We start from the raw sequence: 25937 nt of genomic DNA on the forward strand, positions 1-25937 counted from the left end.
AATACCAAACTTACGGCAGACTCATTGTAGAAGATTCACAAGCTGAGCGCTAGGAATGAAATCTGTATTTCCGTCCTGGCTGCGACCCGGCTTGGAGAGCATCTTTCGGGCTGGACCCGGGGGTGGCGCTTTGTGGCGAAAGCAACCTGAAACGGCCTGTATAGTCTTTGGTCTATATCTTTCAACCGAAGCTACCGTACGCTATGCGCATTGTTCTGACAGGTGGGCTGCTGTTTTTTCTGTGGGTGGGTACGGCGCGTCCCGCGGCAGCCCAGGCCCGGGTTTTCGCGCCCGATACACTCTCCGACGGCGGCGTTTTTGGCCTGGCGGTATCTGCGGATGGCACCGAGGCCTACTTCACCGATTCGGACCGCACCCGGACCAGCCTGCGGCTGATGCAGTCGAGGCGCGTGGCCGGGCGCTGGCAGCCGCCCACGCCGGTGCCGTTTGCCAGCCGGTTCCGCGACATCGACCCGATTTTCTCACCCGACGGCCGCCGGCTCTACTTCAACTCAACCCGGCCCTACGACGGCTCCACCACCGAGCGGCCCAACTTCGATATCTGGGTGGTAGAGCGCCGCGGCAGCGGCTGGGCCGAGCCGCAGCGCGTAGCCGGCGCCTCCCATGATTCGACCAGTGAGTCGTATGCCTCGGTGGCCCGCAACGGTACCATCTACTTCACTTCCACCCGGCGCGGCGGGCCGGGCAAGTCCGATATCTATGCTTCCGTGCTCAAAAACGGCGCTTACCAGCCTGCCGAGCCGCTGGCTCTCAACACCGCCGGCTCAGACGGCAACCCCTTTATTTCGGCCAACAACCAGGTTCTGCTGTTTATATCCGACCGGGCCGGCGGCTTCGGTGGCACCGATATATACATGAGCTACCGCCAGGGCAACGGCTGGAGCTCGCCCCGCAACTTGGGCCCGCAAGTAAACACGGCCGGCAGCGACTTTTGCCCCGCCTTATCAGCCGATGGCCGCACGCTGTATTTTTCCCGCACCGAGCGCCGCGCCGACACCATCGTGCGGGAGGATATGTACTGGATTCCGGTGGCCGAGCTGAAGTTGCCCCCGGATATTCAGCGGCGGCTGCGGCGGTAGGCGTGGTTTGGGAAGGCCCAAATTGACATAAGGGCAAGTAATTTCTGCCGCGGCCTCGCCGTGGGCTCTCATTCCGCCGTACCTTCGTTGGTCTAATTGCTGGGGCGGAAACCTTCCGGGTTGCCTTGGCTGTTTAAGCTTTCTATGGCCAAAGAATCTTTACAAGTAGCCGCCCCCGCGGCCGACCCGATTGATCAGCTTGACCCCCGCGAGTTCATTCTGATCAAGAATGCGCGGGTTCATAACCTCAAAAACCTCAGCGTGGCCCTGCCGCGCAACAAGTTTATCGTCGTTACGGGCCTCTCGGGCTCGGGCAAGTCGAGCCTGGCGTTCGACACGCTCTACGCCGAGGGGCAGCGCATGTACGTGGAAAGCCTGAGCTCCTACGCCCGGCAGTTCCTGGGCCGCATGGACAAGCCCGACGTGGATTACATCCGCGGTATTTCGCCGGCCATTGCCATCGAGCAGAAGGTCAGCATCAAGAATAACCGCTCGACCGTCGGCACCAGCACCGAGATTTACGATTACCTCAAGCTGCTCTTTGCCCGCGTCGGCCGCACGTTTTCGCCCGTCAGCGGCGAGCAGGTGCGCAAAGACTCGGTGGCCGACGTGGTCGACTACCTGTTTACCCTCGCCGACGGTACCCGGGTGACGCTGCTGGCCCCGCTGCTGCCCTCCGCCGACGGCCGCCCCATGAGTAAGGAACTGGACCTGCTGCTGCAGAAAGGCTACAGCCGGGTGGTCATCAACGGCGACGAAACGGCCTTTATCGAAGATCTTATTGGGGAAGGCAAGCCCGAGGTGAAGGGCGACGTGCACATCATGATTGACCGCGCCGTTATCCGGCCCGGCGACGAAGACCTGCATTTCCGGCTCTCCGATTCGGTGCAAACCGCCTTTTTCGAGGGCCACGGCACCTGCCTGGTGCGCCTCGACAACGAAACCCGCACCTTCTCCGACCGGTTTGAGCTGGACGGCATGGTGTTCGAGGAGCCCAACGTCAACTTCTTCTCCTTCAACAACCCCTATGGCGCCTGCCAGACCTGCGAAGGATTCGGCTCGGTACTGGGCATTGACGAGGACCTGGTGATTCCCGACAAGAGCCTGACCGTGTACGAGGGCGCCATTGCCCCCTGGCGCACCGACAAGCAGAGCGAGTGGCTCAAGCCCCTGCTCAAAAACGGCATCCGCTTCGACTTCCCCATTCACCGGCCCTACAACGAGCTGAGCGAAGCCGAGCGCACCCTGCTCTGGAAAGGCAACAAGTACTTCGATGGCCTCGACGAGTACTTTAAGTGGGTGAGCACCCAGACCCACAAAATCCAGTACCGCGTGCTGCAAAGCCGCTACCGGGGCCGCACTACCTGCCCCGACTGCCGCGGCACCCGCCTGCGCAAGGATGCACAATACGTCAAAATCCAGGACCAAAGCATTACGGATATCGTGCTGCTGCCCATCAGCAAGGCCCTGGATTTCTTTGAGAACCTGGCCCTGACCGAGCACGAAATGAAGGTGGCCGAGCGTCTGAGCACGGAAATCACCAACCGCCTGGGCTACCTCAACCGCGTGGGCCTGGGCTACCTCACCCTGAACCGCCTGAGCAGTACGCTATCCGGCGGCGAGAGTCAGCGCATTTCGTTGGCTACCTCGCTCGGTTCGGCCCTGGTGGGCTCCATGTACATTCTCGACGAGCCCAGCATCGGCCTGCACCCCAAGGACGCCGAGCAGCTCATTGGCGTGCTGCGCTCCTTGCAAAAGCTGGGCAACACCGTCATTGTGGTGGAGCACGAGGAAAAGATGATGGAGGAGGCCGACCAGATTATCGACATCGGACCCGAAGCGGGCAGCGGCGGCGGCAACCTGATGTTCCAAGGCACCTACCCCGAAATCCTGAAGAACACGACCACCTACACCGGTAAGTACCTCAGCGGCGCTATGGAGGTGAAAGTGCCCCAGATCCGTCGGCCTTGGCGCAACGCGCTGGAGGTAACCGGGGCCCGGGAAAACAACCTGAAGAACGTCAATGCCAAGTTTCCGCTGGGCGTGATGACCGTGGTAACGGGCGTGTCGGGCTCGGGCAAATCGACCTTGGTGAAGCGCATTCTGGCCCCGGCCGTGGCCAAGCAGCTCGGCGGCGGCGCGGGCGAAGCCACCGGCAAGTTTGACCGCCTGATGGGCGTGCAGGGCCAGGTGTCGCACGTCGAGTTCGTCGACCAGAACCCCATCGGCAAAAGCAGCCGTTCCAACCCGGTGACTTACGTGAAGGCCTACGACGCCATCCGGACGCTATTTTCCGACCAGCCGCTGGCCAAGGCCCGGGGCCTGAAACCTTCCCACTTCTCCTTCAACATCGAAGGGGGCCGTTGCGAGGTGTGCCAGGGCGAAGGTCAGGTCAAGATTGAAATGCAGTTCATGGCTGATATCTATCTGACCTGCGAAAGCTGTGGTGGGCGCAAGTTCAAGCAGGATATTCTGGACGTGAAATTCCAGGACAAGGGCATCGACGACGTGCTGGAGATGACCGTGGCCGACGCCGTGGAGTTCTTCAAGGGCCAGCCCAAGGTAGCCGAACGCCTCCGGCCCCTCGACGACGTGGGCCTGGGCTACATCCGCCTGGGGCAGTCGGCCAATACCCTCTCGGGCGGGGAGGCCCAGCGCGTGAAGCTGGCTTCCTTCCTGACCAAAGGTGCCACCCTGCAGCAGGACAAGATTCTGTTCATCTTCGACGAGCCCAGCACCGGCCTGCACTTCCACGACATTGCCAAGCTGCTCAAGGCCCTGAACGCCCTGATTGAGCAAGGCAACTCAGTGCTCATCATCGAGCACAACATGGACATCATCAAGTGCGCCGACTGGATTATTGACCTCGGCCCCGAGGGCGGTACCAACGGCGGCCACCTGCTGTTCGAGGGTACGCCTGAGGATATGCTGGCCCACAAGGATACCAACCACACGGCCCGCTTCCTGGCCGAAAAGCTGTAAGCCCGGCCACTCGGGTTTGCCGTAAAACCTGAAGAGCCGCCCGTAAGGCGGCTCTTTTTACTTGCAACAACTATGATACTAGGTGCCGAAGAACAGATAACGGTGGGCCAGCCCGAGCCGGGAGAAGAAAACCAGCTGCTCAGCAGCACAGCCGCCGGCAATGAGTTCGAAGTTATGTTCGAGGACGACGGCACGACCGGCTACCTCTACGCCCTGCGCAACGGCCCGGAGCTGGAAATCCTCGATGCGCTGCACATCTATAATGTGGAGGACGTGCTGGACCGCGAAAAGCCCGTAACGGCCCAGATTTTTTGGGACGTGCCCCAAACCACGGCGGTGCTGATTATCGGGGGCTACTGCCACGCCCTATACGACTTTCAGCGCCAGATGGGCTTTTGCCGCAATGCCTTCCCGCCGGCCAAAAACGGCCAGTCCGGCTCCCGCGAGCTGACCGACGAGCTGGTGGAAAAGTACTTCGCCGCGTAGCCGCGCGAACTGTGTAGTTCGCGTGCCAGAACAACCTAACGGCGCGGGGCATGCGAACTACACAGTTCGCGCTACATCGTTCAAGCCGCAGCCACCGCCTCCCGGCTCCTTTTCTTCTTGGGCTTGTTGCGCTTGCCCCACCACACCATGAAGCCCGTCACGGGCAGGCTGGCCGAAATCAGGCTGCCCAGAAACGCCACGATTTTGCCGCCCAGCCCAAATGCCTGGCCCGTGTGCAGGTCGTAGTTCACGTCGGCTATTTTCTGGCCGTTGCTTTTGCTCACGTGCGGAATGCTTTTCAGCAGCTGGCCCGACACCGGATGGAAGTAGTATTCGTCGCGGTGATAGTAATACAACGCCCGCTCGTAGGCAATGCTATACACCGGCTGTTTGGGCGAGGTCGGCAAACCCAGGAAAATCATCTTGGCCGTGGGAGAGCCGCGCCGAATCTGCTGGTAGAAGCTGTCGGCCACGGGCAGGGTAGGGGCCGTCACGGTTTGCAGGGTATCTACCGTGGGCGGCGTTTTCTCGGCCGGGTAGCTCTGGCCGCCGTTGCTGACCAGGTATACCGAGTTCAGCACCCATTCGTAGCTCATCATCAGGCCCGTCAGGGCCAGCAGCAGGGCAATGCTGGCGGCGTAAAAGCCCAGCACGTTGTGCAGGTCGTAGTTGACGCGCCGCCACCGCGCGCCCCACTTGATGGTAAAGCTGCGCTTCCGGTCGGTTTTGCGCTTGGGCCACCACATGATAATGCCCGTGACGAGCATCACCACAAAAATCAGCACGGCCACACCCACCACATTGCCCCCGATTTCCTCGGGCAGCAACAGGTGCATGTGCAGCTCCTGAATAATGGAGAAAAAGTCCTCCCGCAAATCCAGATGCCCCAATTCCTGACCCGTGTAGGGATTCAGGGCGGTGGCAAAGTAGTGGCCCTGCTTATCGGTGGTGTACACCACGGCCGAGCGGTCGGGGCCCATCAGCATAAAGAAGGCGGCCTTCAGTCCCGGGTGCTGCTGCTCGGTCAGAGCCTGCAGGCGGGAGGGCAGCAGCATCGGAGTCGGCTGAGCCGGCACCTCCACCTTGCGCCAGCTCTGGGTAGCATCCCGGATTTCGTCCTGAAACGTGAAAATGGCCCCCGTCAGGCTCACGATAAACACAACCAGCCCGGACGAAAGTCCGAGCCAGAGGTGGAGCTTGCCAACCGCTTTTTTGAAGGTCATAGGAAAGGGAAGGATAGAAGATTGAAAACAGCCGTCATGCTTCTACAAGCTCAGCATGACGGCTGTTTTAGAGCATTAAAACTTGTACGCCACGCTGCCCACCACGCTACGCAGCTTCTGCGGATTCACGGTGGTGTAGCCTACCCAGTACTTCTGGTTGGTCAGGTTATCGACTTTGGCCGAAATCCGGAAGCGGGGCTGGTCGTAGAAGGCCGAGGCGTTCAGCACCGTGTACTCGGGCAGGGTAAAGGTGCCAGCCGTCGTGTTCTGCACCAGGTTTTCGCTGGCGTAGTTGCCCCCGAAGCCCGCACCCAAACCCTGCAGCAGGCCGGTGGGCTGGCGGTAGCTCAGCCACAGGTTGGCCAGGTACGGCGACGAAGCCGTGTTAGGCCGCAGGCCGTTCACAGTTTCCGTCGCCCGCACCAGCTTCGAGTCGTTGTAGCTGAAGCCGGCCACCGCGTTGAAGCCCGCAAACGGGTTGGCAATCAGGCTGAGTTCCATACCCTGGCTGCGCTGGGTGCCATCCTGGCTCTGGGCGCCAAGGAAGCCCCCGGTTACGCCGCGCAGCACGTCCTTCACCTGAATAGCGTAGTAGCTCACCGTCGCGCTGACTTTGCCGTCGGCCGCGTCCAGCTTCACGCCGCCTTCCAGCTGGTTGGCCCGCTCGGGCGTGGCTGTGCGTGGCTGGCCGTTGGTATCGAAGTACGAGCCCAGGTTGTTGAAGCTGTTCTGGTAGTTGGCAAACAGCGACACGCGGTTCAGCACCGGCTGAAATACCACCCCAAACTTGGGCGACAACGTCGTTTGGCGGTACGCCGGCGCCGGGCCGTACAGAATGCCGCCCTTGTTATCGAAGTGGTCGAGGCGCAGGGCCGCCAGCACGCTGAGTCGCTCCGTTAGATTGAGCACGTCGGAAATGAAGGCGCTGTAGGTGTTCGACTTAGTGGTGTTGAGGTAGGAGGCCGCCCCGTTTTTGGCGTAAAACTCCGTGACGCCGGGGCCGCTGAAGGCCGAGTAGTCGTAGCCGGGCACGTTCAGCGGCACGGTGTCCACGATGCCGCCGAAGAAGTTCACGTCGTTGTTGATGCGCAGAAAATCCAGGCCCAGCACCACGCGGTTGCGCAGGTTGCCCACCTGAAAGTCGCCGTTGAACAGCTGCTGCACCTCGTAGGTCGACACCGTGCTGTTGCGCGTCGACTGGTCGGCCCGAATCAGGGAGTTCATGCCGGGCGGGGGCGTCGGGTCGCCTTTCTTGGTCAGAGCCGCGTCCGAAATCAGGTAGAAGTAGGGTCCGAAGCCGTCGGAGAAGCTGTGGCCCACGGTCAGGTTGGTGGAGGACGTGAACCGGTCAGAAATCCGGTAGTTCACCTGCCCGAATACGTTGGCACTGCGCGAGCTTTGCGTCAGGCCGTTGCCGGTGTAGGAGTTCGTGTAGTCGAAGGGCAGGTCCTGCGCCTTAGAGATGCCCAGCTCGGCCACCGGCGAGTAGAAGAAAAACAGCTGCCGGCCCACGTTCTGGCTCTGGTACAGTTCGGCATCAAGGTTAATGGTCAGCCGGTCGGTGGGGCGGTACACCAGGCTGGGCGCCACGGCCAGGTTGCGGCCGAAGCCCTTGCTCTGGAAGTTGTCTTCGTACTGATAAGCCGTGTTCAGGCGGAAAGCCAGGGTTTTGGGCCGGTCCGACGGGGCGTTGGGGTCTATCAGGTTCACGTCGGCGCTGAGGCGGTGGAAGCCGTAGCTGCCGGCCGCCACGCTCACTTCTCCCCCGAACGTATCCAGCGGCTTCTTCGTGACGCGGTTCATCAGACCGCCGTAGGAGGTCAGGGCGCTGCCAAACAGCGTGGCCGACGGACCCTTGATGACTTCCAGTTTCTCCAGGTTTACCGCGTCGATGTCGCTGGAAACCCCGCCCACGATGCCGTTGCGCAGGCGGCTCTGCAGAATAAAGCCCCGGCTATTGTAGAAGCCGCCACCGTCGCCGGCCCGGCCGGTGGCGTCCCACATGCGCTGCACGCCCGGGGCGTTGCGCACGGCATCGTCCACCGAAAACACCAGCTGCTCGGTCAGCAATTCCTTGCCGATGGAGCTGTACACCTGCGGATTTTCCAGGTTGCTCAGCGGCATCTTACCCACGTACTCCGACTCGCGCCGCACGAATTTGTTGGTGTTCTTGCCTTCTACCACCACTTCGTTCAGCTGCTCGGTGCTTTCGGTCAGCACGAAGTTCTGGGTGCTGGCCTCGCCCGGCGCCAGGCGCAGCCGGCGCTCCTCGGTACCGTAGCCCACCAGCCGCACGTGCAGCGTGTAAGTGCCGGCCGCTACTCCCGGAATTTGAAAGTTGCCGTCCGCGTCGGTGTTAGCGCCCAGGGCCGTGCCCTTAATGCCGACGCCCGCGCCCGTCACCGGCTGCCCGGCCGGATTGGTAACCCGACCCTGAATAGTGGCCGTCTGGGCCTGCGCCACCAGCGCCAAAGCTGAAAATAGCAAGGTAAAAACGGCCAGCAGCAGCTGCCGGGACAGAAAAGAGAAGGAGTGTCGCATAAGGGTACTAGTGATTGAATGCTGCAAACCTCCGCACGGATCCTGACTTATCCAAGATTATTTAGACAAATTACAAATAATATTTAGAATCGTTTCAAATAAGCTTAAATCTGAGGAGCTTACTATTTCGTAGTACCTATATATTCCAACCCAAGCTTTCTACCCTTTTCCCTTTTATGGAATTAACCGATCATAGCATGCGAGTGCGCGCCCAGGCGCCCGTATCCGTTTGGCGCTGGCTGGCTTCGCTAAGTATTCTTGGCAACATTGGTTTGAACTACTGGGCCAATACGCATCCCTTCAATGGGCAAACGATGGGAGCCGTGTCGGCGCAGTACCCCACCCTGTTTACCCCGGCCGGCTACGCCTTCAGCATCTGGGGCCTTATCTTCCTGGCCCTGACCGTGTACGCCATTTGGCAGCTGCTGCCCGCGCAGCGCCACTTGTCCCTGCCCGGCGCTATTGCCCAGCCACTTGTTGTTGCCAGCGTAGCCACGGCCGCCTGGGTGGTGCTGTTTGCCTACGAGCTGATTGAGTTGAGCGTGCTGACGATGCTCATTATCCTGGCAGCCCTGATTCTGACCTATGGACGGGTGCGGCGCTATGTGCAGGCCAACAAGGTGCCACGCTGGGTCGGAGTGCCGTTTGCCCTGTACCTGGGCTGGATTTCGGTGGCCACGACCATCAACGTCACCATTGGCCTGCGCGAGTTGGGCTGGCAGACCGAGCTCAACGTATCGGTACTGCTCACGCTGCTGATGCTGGCCGTGGTGGTAGGACTGGCCCTGACCATCAGCAAGGTGTTTCGCGACCTGGTGTACCCGGCCGTGGTGGTGTGGGCGTTGGTGGCCATCTGGGTGGCGCAGCAGGGCCCGTATCCGGAACTGGGCTGGGCCGCGCTGGCCGGGGCCGGCGTAGTGGCGGCGGGCAGCATCTGGCTGGCTGTGCGCAAGTCGCGCCGCCGGGGCTCCAAGTAGGGCAGAAGCGTCGTTGCTCGGGCGAATTATTGTTTCTTTGCGCCCAAACGATTCATTCCCCTCCCAACTTTCTCTTATGCGCAAGAACATCGTCGCCGGCAACTGGAAAATGAACATGACCTACCAGGACGGCCTCGCCCTGGTTTCGGAAATCACGAATATGGTAGCCGACGAGACGCTGGCCGCCAACGTGGAAGTGGTTATTGCCCCTCCGGCGCCGTTTCTGCACTCCATTGGCAAGCTGCTGGCCGAAGGTGGGCGGATTCATCTGGGCGCGCAAAACTGCCACCAGAAGGAAAGCGGGGCTTTCACCGGCGAGGTATCGGCCAAGCAGCTGCAGTCGGTGGGTGTGGAGTACGTGATTCTGGGCCACTCCGAGCGGCGCCAGTATTTCCACGAAGATGATGAGCTGCTGAGCCAGAAGCTGAAAGCCGTGCTGGCCGCCGGCCTGAAGCCTATCTTCTGCATCGGCGAAACGCTGGAAACGCGCGAGGCCGACGAAACCTTCGACTTCCTGGCGGCTCAGCTCAAAAACGGCCTGTTTCACCTATCCAATGAAGAGTTCGACCAGGTCGTAATTGCCTACGAGCCCATCTGGGCCATCGGCACGGGCAAAACGGCAACCAGCGCCCAGGCCCAGGAAGTACACGCCTTTATCCGGGAGCAGATTGCCCGGGCCTACGACGCCGAAGCCGCTCTGAACACGACCATTCTCTACGGCGGCTCGGCCAACGCCCAGAATGCCAAGGAGCTGTTCGGTCAGCCCGACGTGGATGGCGGCCTCATCGGCGGCGCCTCGCTCAAGTCGCGCGACTTCACCGAGATTATCAAGTCGTTTTAAGGAATAAGATCCTGTTGACAAGCTCCGCTGAGGCATTGTACGTGGCTTCAGCGGAGCTTTTTCATTTCTGATCCTAGTGAGAGCTATGAAATTTATTCCTGCCATGACCATGGCCGCGCTAGGTCTGCTGGCGGGGGCTTGTGGAACCGATTCGCCTGGGAATACTGCTGCCACGCCTCCTAAAGCGGCCCGGAATTCCGGTAAGGTCGCCAACGGATTGGCCGCCACCGATGCCTGTACCACACGACTGCGGGAGTTTCTGCGGTGGTATCTGGCTACAACGGACTATGAAAACCCGGACCCAAACCGGCTGGGATTTACCTTCAAAATTCCGGTGAATGCCCAAACTGACTCGGCAGTGGCGGCCAGTATTGCTCCAGATCAGGTAAGCCCCACCAACTACATGCAAGTCGATTGGCCCAGCGTTGACAACTACCTGGCGACCCTGGAAAAGTCGGGCTACTTCTCCCGGAGCTACCTGCAGGAAAAGAGGGCTTCCATCGAGCGGCGCGGCAAGGCTTTCGATGCCTCCCACCTGGAAGATGGGGAGCCGGAAGGCTTCGAAGCCGACGAAATATTCTGGATGATGGAGCTGTATGCGCCCGCCGATATTGCCCTGCTGTCGGCTTACCGCAGCGCGCAGCTTAAGCCTGGCGCAGTGGCTTATCGGCTGCCCGCCGAGGGCGACCCTAATTTTCAGTTTTTGCTTTACACTAAAAAGGAGCAGGGGCGCTGCGTTATCGACAGCGTAGCTCACCTGCGCGACGGGCGGCCGGAAAGCATCCGGCGTCAAGTACTATAAGATTTCGAACTTAGCGGCCGCTCCTGCGGGTTTAGCTGGCAGAGTCTTTGCCAACGGCTGACCACTACCGACTTTTCATTTTACGCTCCTTCATGCTGGCTTCCCTGCTGCTCTCCGGTTTTCTGGCTCTGAACCCGTTTCGGGCTGCACCGTCCGTGCCTTTTGTGGCCCCAGTAGCGGCCCCGGCTAGCTCTATCGACGCGTGCCGGATTTACGGTTCCGTGTACCTGGAAACCGACCCGTACCGGCGCAGCTACTGCTTTGCCACCATCTATCAGGAGCCCGAGGAAGCGTTTGCTGATTTGCTGGTGTATAAGGAAGACAATAAGCTCTTCGCCGACAAAGCCGGCTTCTGGTACCTGACGCCCACCCGCGACTTCGCCGACTACGTGCTGTTCGTGACCGATAAGCGCGCCTTAGCCGACTTTTCCGTTACCTACACCAAGTCCCGCTCCTTTGCCGGCTGCCGTAAGCAGTAGCGCTTGTTATATAGCAATCAAAAAGGCCCTTCCGAAGCATCGGAAGGGCCTTTTTGATTGCCAGGGCCTTACAGCTTTACCAGTTCTACGCGGCGGTTTTTGGCCTTGCCCGCTTCCGTGCCGTTATTGGCTATGGGCTTGTCGGGGCCGAAGCCCGCGGCCCGCAGGCGGCTGTCGGCAATGGCGTGCCCGGCCAGGTTAGCCACCACGGCCTGGGCCCGGGCTTCGGAAAGCTGCCGGTTGTGGGCCGCCGCGCCGGTATCATCGGTGTGGCCTTCCACGGACAGCCGCAGCCCCGGATTCTGCTGGAGCAGCTTCACCACTTCGGCTACCGTTGCCTCCGATTCGGGTTTGATGGTGGCCTTATCGGTGTCGAAGTTGATGTAGAGCGTGGCCTTGCCCTCAGAATCTAGTTTTTTTTTAAGTCGGCGGCTCCTACTACGGCGGCCTGCTGGGGCATGGCGGCACGTTCGGTCACGTTCAGCTTATACTGATTATCGGAGGCCGTCTGCACCTGCACCCACACTTCCTTGTCCTTCTGCCGAATGACATAGGTATCGACTGGGCCGTACACGCTCAGCCCGCCACTGTGCTTGTTGTATTCCGTCTCGCCCATTTTCTTCAGGGTCTCATCAGGAATTTTGTCTGCCGACACCTTCACGCCGCCCAGGTTCTTGATCAGATTCTCGTAGTTGCGCTGTACCATCAGCTCCGAAGCGGCCTTCTCTGAATCGGCCGGGCGGTAGGTGCGGCGCACGATTTTGCCTTCCACGGGGATGATATTCTTGCCGTCGTAGACGTAGGTGCGGTCGAAGTCGAAGCCTACACTGTCGCTGTCGTAGCGGGTTTCGTAGCCTTTCAGCGGGCTCAGGTACGGGAAGGCGCCCAGATTGGCCGCCGAAACCGGCACGCTGTTCAGATCAAAGGTGGCATCGGGAGCAGCGGCGGCGGTTGCGGCCGTAGCTGGCGCAGCCTGGGGGGCGGGGGCTGCCGTGGCGGTGGCGGTTGCTGCGGGAGCGGCCGCCGTTTGGGTAGTTTCGGCGGTTTTGGCTTTGCAGCCCAATAGGGCTACGCTGCCGAAGAAGGTCAGGCTGGCGATGGAAAGGATAGTTTGTTTCATGTAAGATTGTTGGAAGGAGTGTGACTAGCCTGGCTGGCAGGCGAGTTGCAAATAAACGAGTATTTATATTATATAATATTAGCAGGCTTATATCACCGGCCTCCTTTGCTCGGGCGCAAGGAACCGGAAGCAGGCCGCCCGCTGTTGCCGCAGACTGGCAATAAGCGGCTTGGTTGCGACGCACCCATTTTTTCGTGCGAACTTGCCATCTTAATTGCAGAAGCATTTTTCGCTTTTGCTGGCTCAACAACTGATAAGATGGATTTTGTAGAAGTACGCGTACAAGCCCCCCGTGAACTGGCTGATATTCTGGTAGCTGAACTGGCCGAAGTGGGCTATGATACCTTCGAGGACAATGACGAAGGGTTCTGCGCCTACATCGGCGAGGGCGACTTCAACTCCGATGCCGTGGCCGAGGTAATGTCGCGCTACGAGGGCCTGGGCGAGCTGGGCTACGAGCACCGCGTGATTACGCGCCAGAACTGGAACGCCGAGTGGGAAAAGAATTTCCAGCCTCTCATCATTGCCGACCGGGTATCGGTGCGGGCCCCGTTCCACGACAAGCCTGAGGGCCTGGAGTACGAAATCGTGATTATGCCGCGCATGTCCTTTGGCACCGGCCACCACGAAACCACGGCGCTGATGATTGAGAACCAGCTCGACATCGACCACCAGGGCAAGCGCGTGCTGGATATGGGTTGCGGCACGGGCATTCTGGCCATCATGGCCGTGCACCTGGGGGCTGCCGAGGTGCTGGCCGTGGACGTGGAGCCCTGGACGGTGGAAAATGCGGCCGACAACGCCGCCGAAAATAACTGCACGAATATTGAGTGCCGCTTGGGTGGCGTGGAAGTATTGGAGGGCGAAGCGCCGTTCGATATCATCCTGGCTAACATCAACCGGAACGTGCTGCTTGAGGACATGCACGCCTATGCAGCCTTGCTGCCGCAGGGGCGTCCTATTCTTTTCAGCGGTTTTTATCAAGAGGACTTATCCAAGATTGAAGCCGAGGCGAAGAAACACGCATTGGTCTATCAATCACACCGAACCAAGAATAACTGGGTTTCGGCGATTTTCACGAAATTGTAGCCGTCTTAGTAGGCCTTGACGGAAAAAGTATGAAGCAACTTGCTTTTGGGTGGCTATGCGCGGTGGTGTTGGGACTCAGTGCCCCCGCGTGGGCTCAACAAACGAAAACCCCTGCCAAGCAGGCGCCCGCAGCGCCGGTGGCTCCTGCGTTGCCCAAGTTTACGGGCAAGCTCTCCAAGGAACCCGCGCAGTTCATCATCGACGTGCAGTCGATGATGGTGGCAACCAACAACGCGGCGGCCAAGGCCACTGGGGCCCGGCTGCAGCAGCTCTGGGCCAGCAACAAGCTCACAGCTACCCAGCAGGCGCGCATTGTGGAGATTTCGCAGCAGATGCTGGTGCGCAAATACAAGCCGCAGCCCGCCATTGCCGGCTTCTACCAGGGCATCACGGCCGGGGCTACCGTGCACAACTTCTCCGACAAGCAGATGGACGATTTCCTGGAGGTCGTGGTGAAAACCGTGAACCGGGAGGCTCTGGCCAATGCCGAGAAGTTCCTGGTCAGCTCCGGCGAGTTTCTGAATTCCAAGACCCTCTATAAGTCGCGCTACAACACCCTGCGCGTCATCGGCGGCACGTTCAGCTTCAGCTACAACGAGACGGACATGCCCCAGCCAACCCCGGCCCCGCGCCCCGCGGCGCCGGCTGCGGCTGTCATCACTCAGCCTTTGAACACCGGTACGGCTAAACCTGCTGCCAAGCCGGCGCCCAAGAAGAAGAGCAGCGACGGCTGGGACACCGGCGACGTGTGGAACACCGGCAGCGACGACGGCTGGGGCACGCCCAAGAAAAAAACGACGGCCAAAGCTCCCGCCAAAGCCACTACGGCCCCGGCGGCAGCGCCCGAGCCCGAACCCGCCTTTGACTCGGCCCCGGCCTACTACGATACCTACGTAGCCCCGGCTACGCGCGGCCCGGTGATGCTGATTAAGGACGCGGACCTGTTTATGGCGACGGCCGGCGACTCTATTTTCCTGCGCAAAACCAGTGGCGTGGTGGTGCCCGGCACCAACCGCTTCATCGGGCAGGGCGGGCAGTATGTGTGGTCGGTAAACCAGAACCTGGTGACGGCCGACCTGGTGAACTACGACTTCGACATGAGCAAGGCCGAATTCACGGCCCAGCCCGTCACGCTGACGTACCCGGCCGTACTGGAAGCCCCGATTCAGGGCGCGTTTTCCTACAAGAGCGTGAAGAAAAAGACCGGAGCCACCGATACCGGCTACCCGCGCTTTATTTCCCTGACCAACGATGCCCGCGTAAAGAACATTGGCGAGAACATCCGCTACTTCGGGGGCTTTTCGCTGGCCGGCAGCCGCACGCTCTCGGCCTCGCTCGACGGCAGCCTCTCGCGCATTATTGTGGACGTAGATGGCAAAACCAAGTTCCGGGCTTCGTCGCGGGCCTACCTGCTCGGCGATACGCTGATTTCGGCCGACCGCGCCGCCGTGACCATCTTCCAGGACAAGAGCGACTCGCTGACGCACCCCGGCGTGAAGCTGCGCTACTCCAAGAGCCGGCAGGTGCTGCAATTGGCCCGTGAGGATGGCCTCTACAAAACCACGCCCTACACGGACTCCTACCACCAGATGGAAATTGCGACGGAGCTGCTGACCTGGCCGCTCAAGACGCCCTACATCAACCTGGCCATCCTGACCGCCAAAAATCAGGTAACGGCCAACTTCGAGTCGAAGGAATTCTATACCAACACCCGCTACCAGCAGATTAAGGGCATTAATAAGCTGCACCCGCTGCAGCTGGTAGTGGGCTATAGCCAGCAGAATGGCAACGCCAAAACCTTCACGGTGCAGGACGTAGCCACGGCCCTGAAGGTGAAAGAGCCCAACGTGCGCTCGGCCGTAGCCGGCCTGGCCAAGGACGGCTACGTGCAGTGGAACCCCCAGACCGAGCAAATCGTGCTGCTGCCCAAGGCCATGCACTACGTGAATTCGTCGCGGGGCAAGAAGGACTACGACCACATTGCCATTCGCTCCCTGTCGCCCTCGGGCAAGAATGCCACGCTGAACCTGGCGACCAACGACCTGATTGTGCGGGGCGTAGACCGGTTCAACTTCTCCGACGACTCCATTACGGTGTTCGTGAAGCCCGACAGCAGCATCATCCGGATTCAGAAAAACCGGGGTGTGCTCTTCAACGGCACCGTGGTAGCCTCGGCCTTTATCTTCAAGGGCAAGGAGTTCAAGTTCGACTACGACGGCTTCTACGTGGATCTGGTCAAGATTGACTCCATTATTGTAAAGGGCAAGGGCTCGAAAGGCTCGGTAATGAAGGCCCGCAAGGAAACCGACTTCGCCCTGACCAACAAGAACAAAACCTCGGCCGGCCGCCTCTACATCAACGCGCCCAACAACAAGTCGGGCCGCAAGCGGCTGGGGGCCTTCCCCTCGTTCGATGCCAGCACCGGAGCTTACGTGTTCTTCAACAAGCCCGAAGTACTGGGCGGCGCCTACGACACGACGGTCTACTTCGACATTCCGCCGTTTAAGATTGACTCACTCAATAACAAGAACCGCTCGGCTGTCGGCTTCAAGGGCACCTTTGTGTCGGGCAACATCATGCCCGAGTTCAAAACCAAGCTGAGTCTGCAGGACGATGGCTCCCTGGGCTTCGTGTACGACGTGCCCAAGGAGGGCTTCCCGCTGTATGGGGGCAAGGCCAAGCTGTTCAATAAAGTCGTGATGAGCAACCGCGGTATTCAGGGTGTGGGCGAGGTGAAATACCTGACCGGCGACCTGTTCAGTGACCAGTTCATCTTCTACAAAGACTCGGTAGTAACGGTGGGTAAAACCGCGACTATTGCCGCCGGGCCGCTCAACGGGGTGGAATTTGCCAAGGTGTCGCTGTTGCCCGGCTACCAAATGAAGTGGGTAGTGAAGTCGGATTCGATGTACTTGAGCACGCCCCGCGACGGGCAGCCGATGAAGTTCTACGCCGGCGACCATAACTACAAAGGCACCGCCATTCTGACCCCCGGCGGCCTCTACGGCGATGGCCGGATGGACGGCCCACAGTCGTTTATCCGCTCCCGCCAGTTCGTGTTCAAGCCCAGCAGCTACACGGGCAAGAAGTCGACGCTGAGCATCAAGTCGGCCGAGCCGAACAAGCCCGCCCTGACGGCCAACGAGGTTGCCTTCAAGTACGACATCAAGCAGGGTTTCGCCGACTTCTCCCGCGAGGAGGGCAGCAAGGCCAGCATCGATTTGCCGTACTCGGAGTACCGCACCACGCTTAGCGGCGGTAAGTGGGACTTCAAGAAGAAAATAGTGCAGATGCGCGTAGCCGCCGGTGCCGACTCGTCGCGCTCCTACTTCTACTCCACCAAGCCCGAGCAGAAAGGCCTGAAGTTCCGGGCCAGCACGGGCCAGTATGACCTGAGCCGCTACCGCCTCATTGCCGGCGGCGTGCCCTACATTGCCGCCGCCGACGCCTGGATTGAGCCCGACAGCAACAAGGTGTATGTGCTGGCCGGCGCTCAGATGCGCGCCTTCCAGAATGCCCGCATCACGATGGACACCCTGGCTAAGTACCACAACCTGTACAAGGGCGAAATCAAGATTCAGTCGCGCACCTCGTTTATGGGCAATGCCCTGTACAGCTACAAGAACGCCTCGGCCGATTCCTTCGCCATCAAGTTCACCAACTTCGCCGTCGACTCGGCGGCGGTGCTCGGTGGCCGGGGCAAGGCCCTGGCCGGCAAAGGGGGCAAAGGCATCCTGAAGAAGAGGGACGACGAGGGTACACCGTTCGCGCCGCCTACCACGGCCGTTGCCACCATTCAGGCCACCGACAAGTTCCACCTGGCGCCCCGCATTGCCTACCGCGGGGCCGTGAACCTGAACTCGCAGAAGCGCGGCTTCACCTTCGACGGCCAGAGCCGCCTGGAGTTCAGCAAGAGCGCGGCGGCCTCGGAGTGGTTTCCGGTGCAGGACAGCATTGACCCCAAAGGCATCCGCATCAAGCTCATGGAGCCCAAAACCGACGATGGTACGCCCATGGTATCGGGCTTCTATCTCTCCGATGCTACGGCGAAGGTGTACCCGCTGTTCGTGGCCGCCAAGCCCGGTATTACCGATATGAACCTGTATCAGGTCGACGGTATTCTGAGCTTCGATTCTAAAAAGGGCGACTACACCATCACCCGCAACGACCTTTCGGACCCGAACGTGTACGAGGGCAGCGTGATGACCCTGCACGACTCAACCGGCGCCATCGACTTCCGGGGCAAGGTGCAGCTGGTCAATTCCAACAAGGACTACACGGTGCAGTCGGCGGCGGTGGGCTATGCCAAACCCGACAGCAGCATCTACCACCTCGATACCTTCATGACCTTCGACATCAACCTGCCCGAAAAGGCCGTCGAAGCCATGGGAACCGATATGGCCACCAACACCAAGGGCCTGAGTGAAGCCCTGGACGGCTCGCCGGCCCTGATGTACAAGATGGGCGAGTTCATTGGCAGCAAAGGCGTGCAGAGCTACATGGACCGCAAAGGTGGCTACACGCCGCTGCAGAAAGTGTCGGCCAAGTTCCTGCACACTCTCGTGCTGAGCAAGGTTGATCTGCGCTGGTCGGAGAAGTTCAAGGCCTGGTACTCGGTGGGTAAGATTGGCCTGGTGAGCGTTGGTAAGAAGGACATCAACGCCATGATTGACGGCTACATCGAAATCAAAAAGGAAAGCACCGGCGACGCGGTGGAAATGTACCTGGAGGCCGAGCCCCAGACCTGGTACCACCTGCGCTACTCCAACAACGTGCTGCTAACCAAAGCCCAGCACGGCTCTTACGACGAAATCGTGGGCTTCAAGGCCAAAGGCGACTACAACACGGCCACGGAGTACGGCTTCTACCTCGGCGACGAGCAGGAGAAGGACCTCTTCACCCGCCACTTCCGCAAAGACTACCTCGGCGACAACAGCAAGCCCAAAGCCGCGCCGCCCCGTCCCGTGAGCAACGGCAACTTCGACTTCATGGAGGACAACAAGAAGAAGAAAAAGAAGGAGAAGGATGCCGCCTTCGACGACGGCAGCCAGCCCGCCGCCGATGCCCCGGTGGAGGAGTCTTCGTCCAAGAAGAAAAAGAAGGACAAGGATGCCGCCGCGGCTGATGCTGCTGCCGACCCCGCTGCCGCTCCGGCCGAAGACACCGGCAAGAAGAAAAAGAAGGACGCCACCGAGCAAGCCGCCACCCCCACCGACCCACCCGTGGACCAGGGCAAGACGGCCGCCGAAATGAAGAAAGAAGAAGCCGCCAAAGCCAAGGAGGCCGAGAAGCTCAAGAAAGAAGAGGAGAAGAAGGCTAAGGAAGCCGAGAAAAAGAAGAAGAAAAACGAGGACGACCCCTTCGGCGACTCATAACCTTCTTAGCTCTCCAAGTTAGAACAGCCCCGCCCGGATTCCGGTGCGGGGCTGTTTGTTTGGGTTAGGTTCAGCTTATCTTATAGATGAGAACGTCATGCTTGATCTGTCGTCCGCTTGTCGAAGCATCTCTACCGCAGTAGTAATCAGATTTACCATTGCAGTAGAGATGCTTCGATAAGCTCAGCATGACGGGTGGGGTTTGTAAAATGCACGCTGCGGCGCGGTAAGGCCCAGCTTAGGGGAACAGCGCAACCCGGAAAATTTGCGTACAAGCCTGCCAAAGGCCCTTATCTTTGGCCGCACCGCTCTGTTCCGCCCTGTTCCTATGAACCTTCCTATTGTCATTGCCCTGCTCGTGGCCGCCTACCTGCTTGGCTCCATCCCCACCGCCCTGTGGGTCGGGCGCCGCTTTTTCGGTCTCGACATTCGGGAGCATGGCTCGGGCAACGCCGGGGCTACCAACACCTTCCGGGTGCTGGGCAAAAAGCCCGGCTCCGTAGTAATGGCCATCGACGTGCTCAAGGGCTGGGCCGCCACTATGATGGCCACCGTCATGCTCAACCAGGGCGCCATCCAGCCCGACCAGCTCCTGTACTTCCAGCTGGCCTGCGGGGTGCTGGCCGTTGTGGGCCACATCTATCCGATTTTCGCGCAGTTCCGCGGGGGCAAGGGCGTGGCCACGGTGCTGGGCATGATGCTGGCCATTGCTCCGGCCACGGTGGGTGTCTGCATTCTGGTGTTCCTGGTGATGCTGTTCATCTTCCGCTACGTGTCCTTGGCCAGCATGTCGGCGGGCGTGGCCTTTGCCCTGCTGCAACTGCTGCCCGCCTTCCGCCCCGACAACGTATTGCTGCTCTACTTCGGCTTCATCCTGGCCGCCCTGCTCATCTACACCCACCGCGCCAACATCGGCCGCCTACGCGCCGGCAACGAAAGCCGCGTGCCGCTGTTCGGGCGGAAGTAGGGCAGATACATTTCAAGCCGCAAAGCTATGATCAGTGTACCAGGGCCATTTACTAGAGCAAAGGAAGCAGCTCTAATCGTCGTTGAAGATGATCATACCGAGCTGTGGTTTATAGTGGCGGATATCAGAAAAGAGTTTCCGGAGGCTTCCAAAAATGAACTGCAGGAACTGACGAAACGCATAGTCGAGGAACTGATGGCGAACCACGGGGTCAAAATACTGGACGTGGAGACCGAATGGCCCTTGCCTCTTGATAGCCAACAGGGAGGCCGGATGGTTGACGAGTTATTTTCTAAAATTAAAGATCTGCCTGACATGGGGAACGGGTTCTGGTTGGGCATTCCTGACCCAGCCCCAGCGGGGCGACATATCGGTAGCACCGCCGATACCCTGAGAATTTAAAGCCCCAGCGGGGCGACACAAATCGTTGGTTCGAACGTGTTGCCCCGCTGGGGCTTTTACCATTCAATTTCAGGTTTTCTTTCTACCGATATGCCGCCCCGCTCGGGCTGGTGCCGGCCCTGCAACTTATCAATACCGGCTACTTCCGCTTGCGCCGCGCCTGGTACCCGTAGAGCGAGTATCCAAAGATAAATACCACCAACAGCGCGAATATCAGGTAGCCCCGCTGCCGTTCGGCCAGTGAAGCACCACTACTCCCGTGGCCGTAGGAGAAAGGGTTTATACCAAGCATCAGAGTAAGGAAAAACATGTGCTAAAGATACACCAGCAGCTCCCAAACCAGCTCCCGTAACTCCTGAAGCACCAGCCACTGTAGCGCAACACCTACTTAGGCCACCCGAAACCACCCGCGTAGCCTCCCAAGCCCCGCTCGCCGCGCCCGAAGCTTCGGAAATACCTCTTTTTATCTCTTCGGTCGTCCTTTCCAGCGCTTTGGTCATCCTGGATGAGGCTTCGAGCGGGCTTGATGGACCTTCGGGTGGGCTGCCATAGGCTTCGGGTATTCTTGTTACGGCTTGGGTCGGGCTGGCTGAGACTTCGGTGAGTCTTTGCGGGGCTTCGGGTGGGGTGTGGGGGCTAGGATAGGCGGGTGAAAAAGAATAGCTTACACCCAGCCGACTATCGGTGTGGTAGCCGGATTATTCTTTTTCTAACCCTATTATCTGTTGTTGTATGAATGCCAAGAATCCCGTGGCCGAGTATCCTTTTACCCAAGCCGAGCTGTGGCAGCGCTGCCTCGACGTGCAACCCTCCCTGGACCGCGACGCTGCCGTGCTGGCCGGGCGCGGCGTGACGGCGGCCCGCATCAATAAGCTGAAGGCCGACACCGCCGAGTTTGGCGAAATGGAGCCTGATACGGTGCTGGTGCAGGAAGGCGCCGCCGTGACAGAAGAAAAAGATGAGGTAGCCGAGGCCCTGCAAACCAGCATGCAGCAGGTGATAAGCATTATCGGGCTGAAGGATGAGCCGCGCACAGCCCGTTACAAGCGTTTTGGCGTGTCGGACGTGATGAACCTGCCGGAAGCTAAGCTGCACCTGGCCGCTACCATGCTGGTGAAGCAGGGCCGCAAGTACCTGGAGGAATACCAGGCCGAGGGCCTGACGGCGGCTATGCTCGATACCGTGGAAAAGAACAACGCGGCCTTCGTGGAGGGCCTCACCGAGCGTAAGGAAGCCGAAAACACCCGTAGCGGGGCCACCCGGGCCCGGGTGCTGTTCGGCAACGGCCTCTACCGGCAGTTGGTGCAGCTCTGCGCCGCCGGCAGTTCCTACTGGAAGCTGACCGATGCCACCAAGGCCCGCGAATACGTGGTAGATGCTTCGGTGGCGGAGCCCACGGAGGCCCGCCCGAACTGAGCGGCCGAAAAGCCAAACGCCCCGGTTGCCTTGCGGCGGCCGGGGCGTTTTGGTAAAAGGGCGGTGGGCTAGAAGCTGTAGCCCACCGCCAGCAGGCCGTGGTACCAGGAGCCGGGGCCGGCCATATACCAGTCAAAGTCGCCGCCCAGAAAGCTTCTTTCCTCAAATTCGGCCTCGTTGTATTGGGACTTGGGCCAGGCGTAGTAGCGCACTCCGAGCATAATATCCATCGAAAGATGATTGCTGAAGGCCTGTCTTAGGATGGGGGTGCGGTAGCCCAAGCCGGCACCACCGCCAACTCCCAGGCCGCGCCACCGGTAGTCGATGGGAGCGTACCCATCCTGCCGGCCATTCTTGGCATAGATGGTCAGATGCTGGTCGTGCTGGTATACGGCCGCCTGCACTTGGTAATACAGCCCGAAAGGGGCCTGCTTTCGTAACCAGGGAGCCTGCCGCTTCACGTACCGCCGGCCCAGCACCGTCACGTTCCAGCCTTTGTACCGCCCGTTGAAGCCAGAATAGTTGGCACCCTGAATGCCCAGGCTGTAGGAGTCGTTCAGGAGCCGCTCGTAGCCTACCTGCTGCTTGTAGAACGCCTCGGCGGGGGAGGCCCAGATGGTGTTGCGCACCCGGGTTGAGTCCTGGGCCTGGCTGGTAGCGGCAGTGAGGCTGAGCAGGGCAGCAAGGGCGAGGGGTTTCATGGGGAGTGGTGTGGTGGTGTTGGTTGAAACAAACCACGACAGAACCGGTGCCGGTAGCAAACGAAAAGCCGGGGGCAAAGGACTTTTGGTAAGGTCAGGCTAGGAGCTATAGGAAGCTGCTGCCAGCGGGGCAGAACGTAGCATGGGTAGCTCCTGATGCCTGTAAGGCCCGTTCTGGCCGCGTCGGCTCCCAACTTGCCGCGCCCGACAGTAGACTTTATGCGAGGCACCGGGCAACCCGTTTCTACTTTACCCCGGCAGCGTGTTACTTTTACGCCGAACTTCCCCAACCCCCATCCTGCATGGCTTCCTACCTCGAAAGTAACCAAGAACGTTTCCTGAGCGAGCTGCTTGACTGGCTCCGTATTCCGTCGGTTTCCGCCGACCCCAAGTTTCACGGCGACGTGCTGCGGGCCGCCGAGTACCTCAAAACCCGCCTCGAAGAAGTAGGTGTGGAGAATGTGGAGCTGTGCCAGACGGCCGGCAACCCCATCGTCTACGGCGAGAAAATCGTGGACCCCGCCCTGCCCACGGTGCTGGTATACGGCCACTACGACGTGCAGCCCGCCGACCCCTACGAGCTGTGGACTTCCCCGCCGTTCGAGCCCGTCATCAAGGACGGCAACATCTACGCCCGCGGCGCCTGCGACGACAAAGGCCAGGTGTATATGCACGTCAAGGCCTTCGAGCTGCTGATGCAGGACGGCGGCGTGCCCTGCAACATCAAAATCATGATTGAGGGCGAGGAGGAAGTCGGCTCCAACAACCTGGGTGTCTTCGTGCGCGAAAACAAGGAGAAGCTCAAGGCCGACGTCATTCTGATTTCCGACACCGGCATTCTGGCCAACGACACGCCCAGCATCGAAGTGGGCTTGCGCGGCCTGAGCTACCACGAAGTAGAAGTAACGGGCCCCAACCGTGACCTGCACTCGGGCCTCTACGGCGGCGCGGTAGCCAACCCCATCAACATCCTGTGCAAGATGATTGCCTCGCTGCACGACGAGAACAACCACATTACCATTCCCGGCTTCTACGACAACGTGGACGAACTGAGCGCCGAGGAGCGCGCCGAAATGGCCAAGGCCCCGCACTCCGACGAGGAGTTCAAGCAGAGCATCGGCCTGAGCGACATTCACGGCGAGAAGGGCTACAGCACTCTGGAGCGCACCAGCATTCGGCCCACGCTCGACGTGAACGGCATCTGGGGCGGCTACACCGGCGAAGGCGCCAAGACCGTTATTGCCTCCAAGGCCTACGCTAAAATCTCGATGCGCCTGGTGCCCCACCAGACCTCCGATGAAATTACGGCCCTGTTCCAGCAGCACTTCGAAAGCATTGCCCCGGCCAGCGTCACGGTGAAGGTGAAGCCCCACCACGGCGGTGAGCCCGTGGTGACGCCCACCGACTCGGTAGCCTACAAAGCCGCCGCCGATGCCATGGAAACCACCTTCGGCAAGCGCCCCATCCCCACGCGCGGCGGCGGCTCCATCCCGATTGTGGCCATGTTCAAAACCGAGCTGGGCCTCGACTCCGTGCTGCTCGGCTTCGGCCTCGACTCGGATGCCATTCACTCGCCCAACGAGCACTACGGCGTGTTTAACTTCCTGAAGGGCATCGAAACCATTCCGCACTTCTACCGCAACTACGCGGCGGCTATGGCCAAGTAGTGTAGGAAGCTAGATGACCATAAAAAAGCCTCTGCGGACAGCAGAGGCTTTTTTTAATGCCCGTCGGGTTGGAAGGCGCAGGTTGCTGCCAGGGCTTGAAGCCTACGCACCCGTGCTCAGGGCTTGGGGGTGACCGGTGCCGGCGCGGGAGCCGGGGCCGGAGTAGCGGCCGGGGCTTCGGTGGGAGCGGGGCGCTGCTTTTTGCCGAATAGCAGCCGCTTGGGGCCGGTGAAGAACAGAAACTTGGTGCCGCGGCCGATGCCCTTGCCGGCCCCGAGCAGGGCACCACCCAGCTGCCCGGCACCCACGTTGTAGCCCAGGTAAAACTCCATGACGCTGTTGCGCAGGCGCACCTGCTGCACGTTGTCGTCGGCATACTGGATGGCCTTGCGGATGTTGGTCAGGTCGGCGTTGTAGCGCCAGCCGATCTGCACCCCGGAAGGATCCTGGTAACCAAGGCCCGCCGCAAAGCCATACGCCCACCGGCGGAAGGTCACGGTGCCGGGCAGGACCACCAGCGGGTTGACCGATGCCACCGAGAGCAGGTAGCTGGCCTGGGGGCCGGCCTCAAAGAAAATATTGTCCCAGTGGTACTGCAGCAGCACCGGGAAATCCAGGTAGTCCAGGCGCGCCATCACGCTCGGGCCGTAGGTCGCCGAGTTGTCGCCCTTCATGGTATAGAGCGCCTCGGCCTGCAGCCCCCACTGGGGCAGGCCCGCCGGGCGCAGCTGGGCCAGCACGCCACCGTGGGCGCCTATCAGCCAGCCGCTGTTTTCGGCGTCGTAGCCCACTACATTCGATACATTACCACCGGCCTTCAGACCTAAGCGCAGCAACTGGGCGTGGCTGGAGCCGCCTGCCAGCAGCAGAGCCGCCAGCAGCATAATCGTTTTTTTCATGAAGTACTTAAGGCGGCGAATAGGCCCGGGCAGCTACCAGTAGAAATAGGATAGGGAGGGTAAAGCTAAGCAGAGTTCAAGCCCCAACGTACGCGCCGGGCACGAAAAAGCCCGGCCTTTCCGAAGAAAAACCGGGCTTTTTCGTGCGGCGCAGCGCGTTATTTAGCGGGAAGCAGATACCCCAGGGAAACCTGCAGGGCCGAGTTGCGGGCGTTTTTCAGGTCGCCATCGAAGTAGGTGTCGTTGTCGCTCTTCACGAAGTCGCTGAAGGCTCCGGTGTAGCGCAGGTTCAGGCTCAGGCCATTCTCAGCCTGGTAGCCCAGGCCGGCCACGTAGCCCAGCTCGTTGCGGTTGAGCTGGTCGAGGTTTTTCTGGTTGTGGGTTGTGCTGCTGCTGGTGTTGCCGGTGAGGCCCGAAGTGGTAGTCACCCGGGTTTCGTCCTTGATGCTGAGCAGGTAGGAGTACTGCGGCCCGAGTTCGAACACCAGGCCGCTGGCGTTTACCTTGAACAGCACCGGCACGTCGAGGTAGTTGTAGTTTACCTGGCCTTCGCGCTTCTGGGTGGTGCCTAGCAGGTTTTTATACTCGGTCGGCTTGTTTTCGAAGCCTTTCTGGGAGAACAGGATTTCGGGCTGCACCGACAGGAATCCGTCGCCGACCAAAGGCGCATTGAGCATCACACCGCCCAGAAAGCCGATTTTGTTGTTGTAGGTGCTTTCGTTTTTCACGTCGCCGGCCAGATTGGAATAGTTGGCCCCGGCCCGCAAACCCAGCCGGATGCCCTGGGCCCGGGAGGCGCTAATGGTGGCAACCGATACCAAAGAGGCGAGGGCAATTATGGTCTTTTTCATCGTGTGGAGAGTTGAGGTG

20 protein-coding genes are annotated in these 25937 nt (G+C 60.2%); 13 read left to right on the forward strand and 7 right to left on the reverse strand.

The window, feature by feature from the left end; all coding sequences use genetic code 11:
* Positions 1–203: 203 nt before the first annotated feature.
* The 3 genes from LGH70_RS14875 (at position 204) to LGH70_RS14885 (ending at position 4568) form a co-directional block, all read left to right on the forward strand.
* Positions 204–1100: a TolB-like translocation protein gene (locus LGH70_RS14875; protein WP_226187108.1), complete on the forward strand. Its 897-nt coding sequence runs from the start codon at positions 204–206 to the stop codon at positions 1098–1100.
* Between the two features lie 144 nt (positions 1101–1244).
* Positions 1245–4082: an excinuclease ABC subunit UvrA gene (gene uvrA, locus LGH70_RS14880; protein ID WP_226187110.1), complete on the forward strand. Its 2838-nt coding sequence runs from the start codon at positions 1245–1247 to the stop codon at positions 4080–4082.
* Positions 4083–4154: 72 nt separating this feature from the next.
* Positions 4155–4568, forward strand: a complete 414-nt coding sequence (locus tag LGH70_RS14885; protein ID WP_226187112.1) for a DUF2251 domain-containing protein — start codon at positions 4155–4157, stop codon at positions 4566–4568.
* A gap of 80 nt (positions 4569–4648) precedes the next feature.
* On the opposite strand, the gene LGH70_RS14890 is transcribed toward LGH70_RS14885, so the two are convergent.
* Positions 4649–5791, reverse strand: a complete 1143-nt coding sequence (locus LGH70_RS14890; protein ID WP_226187114.1) for a PepSY-associated TM helix domain-containing protein — start codon at positions 5789–5791, stop codon at positions 4649–4651.
* A gap of 75 nt (positions 5792–5866) precedes the next feature.
* On the reverse strand, positions 5867–8332 hold the full coding sequence (locus LGH70_RS14895) for a TonB-dependent receptor (RefSeq protein WP_226187116.1): 2466 nt from the start codon (positions 8330–8332) through the stop codon (positions 5867–5869).
* Positions 8333–8508: 176 nt separating this feature from the next.
* Between LGH70_RS14895 and LGH70_RS14900 the strand changes: the two genes are divergently transcribed.
* The 4 genes from LGH70_RS14900 to LGH70_RS14915 all read left to right on the forward strand — a co-directional run bounded on the left by LGH70_RS14900 (position 8509) and on the right by LGH70_RS14915 (position 11431).
* Complete coding sequence (locus tag LGH70_RS14900; RefSeq protein WP_226187118.1) at positions 8509–9309, forward strand: tryptophan-rich sensory protein; 801 nt, start codon at positions 8509–8511, stop codon at positions 9307–9309.
* Positions 9310–9385: 76 nt separating this feature from the next.
* On the forward strand, positions 9386–10150 hold the full coding sequence (gene tpiA, locus LGH70_RS14905) for a triose-phosphate isomerase (protein WP_226187119.1): 765 nt from the start codon (positions 9386–9388) through the stop codon (positions 10148–10150).
* An 85-nt stretch (positions 10151–10235) separates the two neighbouring features.
* Positions 10236–10952 (forward strand): hypothetical protein, encoded by a 717-nt coding sequence (locus tag LGH70_RS14910; RefSeq protein ID WP_226187120.1) that lies wholly within the window; start codon positions 10236–10238, stop codon positions 10950–10952.
* 92 nt (positions 10953–11044) lie between these two features.
* Positions 11045–11431: a 7(1) septoil knot domain-containing protein gene (locus LGH70_RS14915; protein ID WP_226187121.1), complete on the forward strand. Its 387-nt coding sequence runs from the start codon at positions 11045–11047 to the stop codon at positions 11429–11431.
* Between the two features lie 68 nt (positions 11432–11499).
* On the opposite strand, the gene LGH70_RS14920 is transcribed toward LGH70_RS14915, so the two are convergent.
* Complete coding sequence (locus LGH70_RS14920) at positions 11500–11814, reverse strand: OmpA family protein (RefSeq protein ID WP_226187207.1); 315 nt, start codon at positions 11812–11814, stop codon at positions 11500–11502.
* A gap of 26 nt (positions 11815–11840) precedes the next feature.
* Positions 11841–12551, reverse strand: a complete 711-nt coding sequence (locus LGH70_RS14925) for a hypothetical protein (RefSeq protein ID WP_226187123.1) — start codon at positions 12549–12551, stop codon at positions 11841–11843.
* A 258-nt stretch (positions 12552–12809) separates the two neighbouring features.
* Between LGH70_RS14925 and prmA the strand changes: the two genes are divergently transcribed.
* The 5 genes from prmA to LGH70_RS14950 all read left to right on the forward strand — a co-directional run bounded on the left by prmA (position 12810) and on the right by LGH70_RS14950 (position 21800).
* On the forward strand, positions 12810–13640 hold the full coding sequence (gene prmA, locus LGH70_RS14930; RefSeq protein WP_226187125.1) for a 50S ribosomal protein L11 methyltransferase: 831 nt from the start codon (positions 12810–12812) through the stop codon (positions 13638–13640).
* 29 nt (positions 13641–13669) lie between these two features.
* The gene (locus LGH70_RS14935; protein WP_226187127.1) at positions 13670–19015 is read left to right on the forward strand and encodes a hypothetical protein; all 5346 of its coding nucleotides are present in this window, start codon (positions 13670–13672) and stop codon (positions 19013–19015) included.
* A 328-nt stretch (positions 19016–19343) separates the two neighbouring features.
* Positions 19344–19982: a glycerol-3-phosphate 1-O-acyltransferase PlsY gene (plsY, locus tag LGH70_RS14940; protein WP_226187130.1), complete on the forward strand. Its 639-nt coding sequence runs from the start codon at positions 19344–19346 to the stop codon at positions 19980–19982.
* 27 nt (positions 19983–20009) lie between these two features.
* Entirely contained in the window at positions 20010–20384 is a 375-nt protein-coding gene (locus LGH70_RS14945; RefSeq protein WP_226187134.1) for a hypothetical protein, read from the forward strand.
* A 732-nt stretch (positions 20385–21116) separates the two neighbouring features.
* Entirely contained in the window at positions 21117–21800 is a 684-nt protein-coding gene (locus LGH70_RS14950) for a hypothetical protein (protein ID WP_226187137.1), read from the forward strand.
* 68 nt (positions 21801–21868) lie between these two features.
* On the opposite strand, the gene LGH70_RS14955 is transcribed toward LGH70_RS14950, so the two are convergent.
* The gene (locus LGH70_RS14955; protein ID WP_226187139.1) at positions 21869–22501 is read right to left on the reverse strand and encodes a hypothetical protein; all 633 of its coding nucleotides are present in this window, start codon (positions 22499–22501) and stop codon (positions 21869–21871) included.
* 302 nt (positions 22502–22803) lie between these two features.
* Between LGH70_RS14955 and LGH70_RS14960 the strand changes: the two genes are divergently transcribed.
* A complete protein-coding gene (locus tag LGH70_RS14960; RefSeq protein WP_226187141.1) occupies positions 22804–24168 on the forward strand; it encodes a dipeptidase in 1365 nt (454 codons plus the stop codon).
* A 116-nt stretch (positions 24169–24284) separates the two neighbouring features.
* Here the strand turns inward: LGH70_RS14960 and LGH70_RS14965 are convergent, their stop codons facing one another.
* Positions 24285–25067, reverse strand: coding sequence for a porin family protein (locus LGH70_RS14965; RefSeq protein WP_226187143.1), 783 nt, complete (start codon positions 25065–25067; stop codon positions 24285–24287).
* A gap of 158 nt (positions 25068–25225) precedes the next feature.
* Positions 25226–25918, reverse strand: a complete 693-nt coding sequence (locus LGH70_RS14970; protein ID WP_226187145.1) for a porin family protein — start codon at positions 25916–25918, stop codon at positions 25226–25228.
* Positions 25919–25937: the final 19 nt, after the last annotated feature.

Origin of the sequence: Hymenobacter nitidus, from assembly GCF_020447315.1 — a bacterium.
GTDB lineage: Bacteria > Bacteroidota > Bacteroidia > Cytophagales > Hymenobacteraceae > Hymenobacter > Hymenobacter nitidus.

Excerpts from the sequence above, each read along its gene's own strand:
- LGH70_RS14875 (WP_226187108.1), top strand. The coding sequence starts at position 204 with ATGCGCATTGTTCTGACAGGTGGGCTGCTGTTTTTTCTGTGGGTGGGT.
- uvrA (WP_226187110.1), top strand. The coding sequence starts at position 1,245 with ATGGCCAAAGAATCTTTACAAGTAGCCGCCCCCGCGGCCGACCCGATT.
- LGH70_RS14885 (WP_226187112.1), top strand. The coding sequence starts at position 4,155 with ATGATACTAGGTGCCGAAGAACAGATAACGGTGGGCCAGCCCGAGCCG.
- LGH70_RS14890 (WP_226187114.1), bottom strand. The coding sequence starts at position 5,791 with ATGACCTTCAAAAAAGCGGTTGGCAAGCTCCACCTCTGGCTCGGACTT.
- LGH70_RS14895 (WP_226187116.1), bottom strand. The coding sequence starts at position 8,332 with ATGCGACACTCCTTCTCTTTTCTGTCCCGGCAGCTGCTGCTGGCCGTT.
- LGH70_RS14900 (WP_226187118.1), top strand. The coding sequence starts at position 8,509 with ATGGAATTAACCGATCATAGCATGCGAGTGCGCGCCCAGGCGCCCGTA.
- tpiA (WP_226187119.1), top strand. The coding sequence starts at position 9,386 with ATGCGCAAGAACATCGTCGCCGGCAACTGGAAAATGAACATGACCTAC.
- LGH70_RS14910 (WP_226187120.1), top strand. The coding sequence starts at position 10,236 with ATGAAATTTATTCCTGCCATGACCATGGCCGCGCTAGGTCTGCTGGCG.
- LGH70_RS14915 (WP_226187121.1), top strand. The coding sequence starts at position 11,045 with ATGCTGGCTTCCCTGCTGCTCTCCGGTTTTCTGGCTCTGAACCCGTTT.
- LGH70_RS14925 (WP_226187123.1), bottom strand. The coding sequence starts at position 12,551 with ATGAAACAAACTATCCTTTCCATCGCCAGCCTGACCTTCTTCGGCAGC.
- prmA (WP_226187125.1), top strand. The coding sequence starts at position 12,810 with ATGGATTTTGTAGAAGTACGCGTACAAGCCCCCCGTGAACTGGCTGAT.
- LGH70_RS14935 (WP_226187127.1), top strand. The coding sequence starts at position 13,670 with ATGAAGCAACTTGCTTTTGGGTGGCTATGCGCGGTGGTGTTGGGACTC.
- plsY (WP_226187130.1), top strand. The coding sequence starts at position 19,344 with ATGAACCTTCCTATTGTCATTGCCCTGCTCGTGGCCGCCTACCTGCTT.
- LGH70_RS14945 (WP_226187134.1), top strand. The coding sequence starts at position 20,010 with ATGATCAGTGTACCAGGGCCATTTACTAGAGCAAAGGAAGCAGCTCTA.
- LGH70_RS14950 (WP_226187137.1), top strand. The coding sequence starts at position 21,117 with ATGAATGCCAAGAATCCCGTGGCCGAGTATCCTTTTACCCAAGCCGAG.
- LGH70_RS14955 (WP_226187139.1), bottom strand. The coding sequence starts at position 22,501 with ATGAAACCCCTCGCCCTTGCTGCCCTGCTCAGCCTCACTGCCGCTACC.
- LGH70_RS14960 (WP_226187141.1), top strand. The coding sequence starts at position 22,804 with ATGGCTTCCTACCTCGAAAGTAACCAAGAACGTTTCCTGAGCGAGCTG.
- LGH70_RS14965 (WP_226187143.1), bottom strand. The coding sequence starts at position 25,067 with ATGAAAAAAACGATTATGCTGCTGGCGGCTCTGCTGCTGGCAGGCGGC.
- LGH70_RS14970 (WP_226187145.1), bottom strand. The coding sequence starts at position 25,918 with ATGAAAAAGACCATAATTGCCCTCGCCTCTTTGGTATCGGTTGCCACC.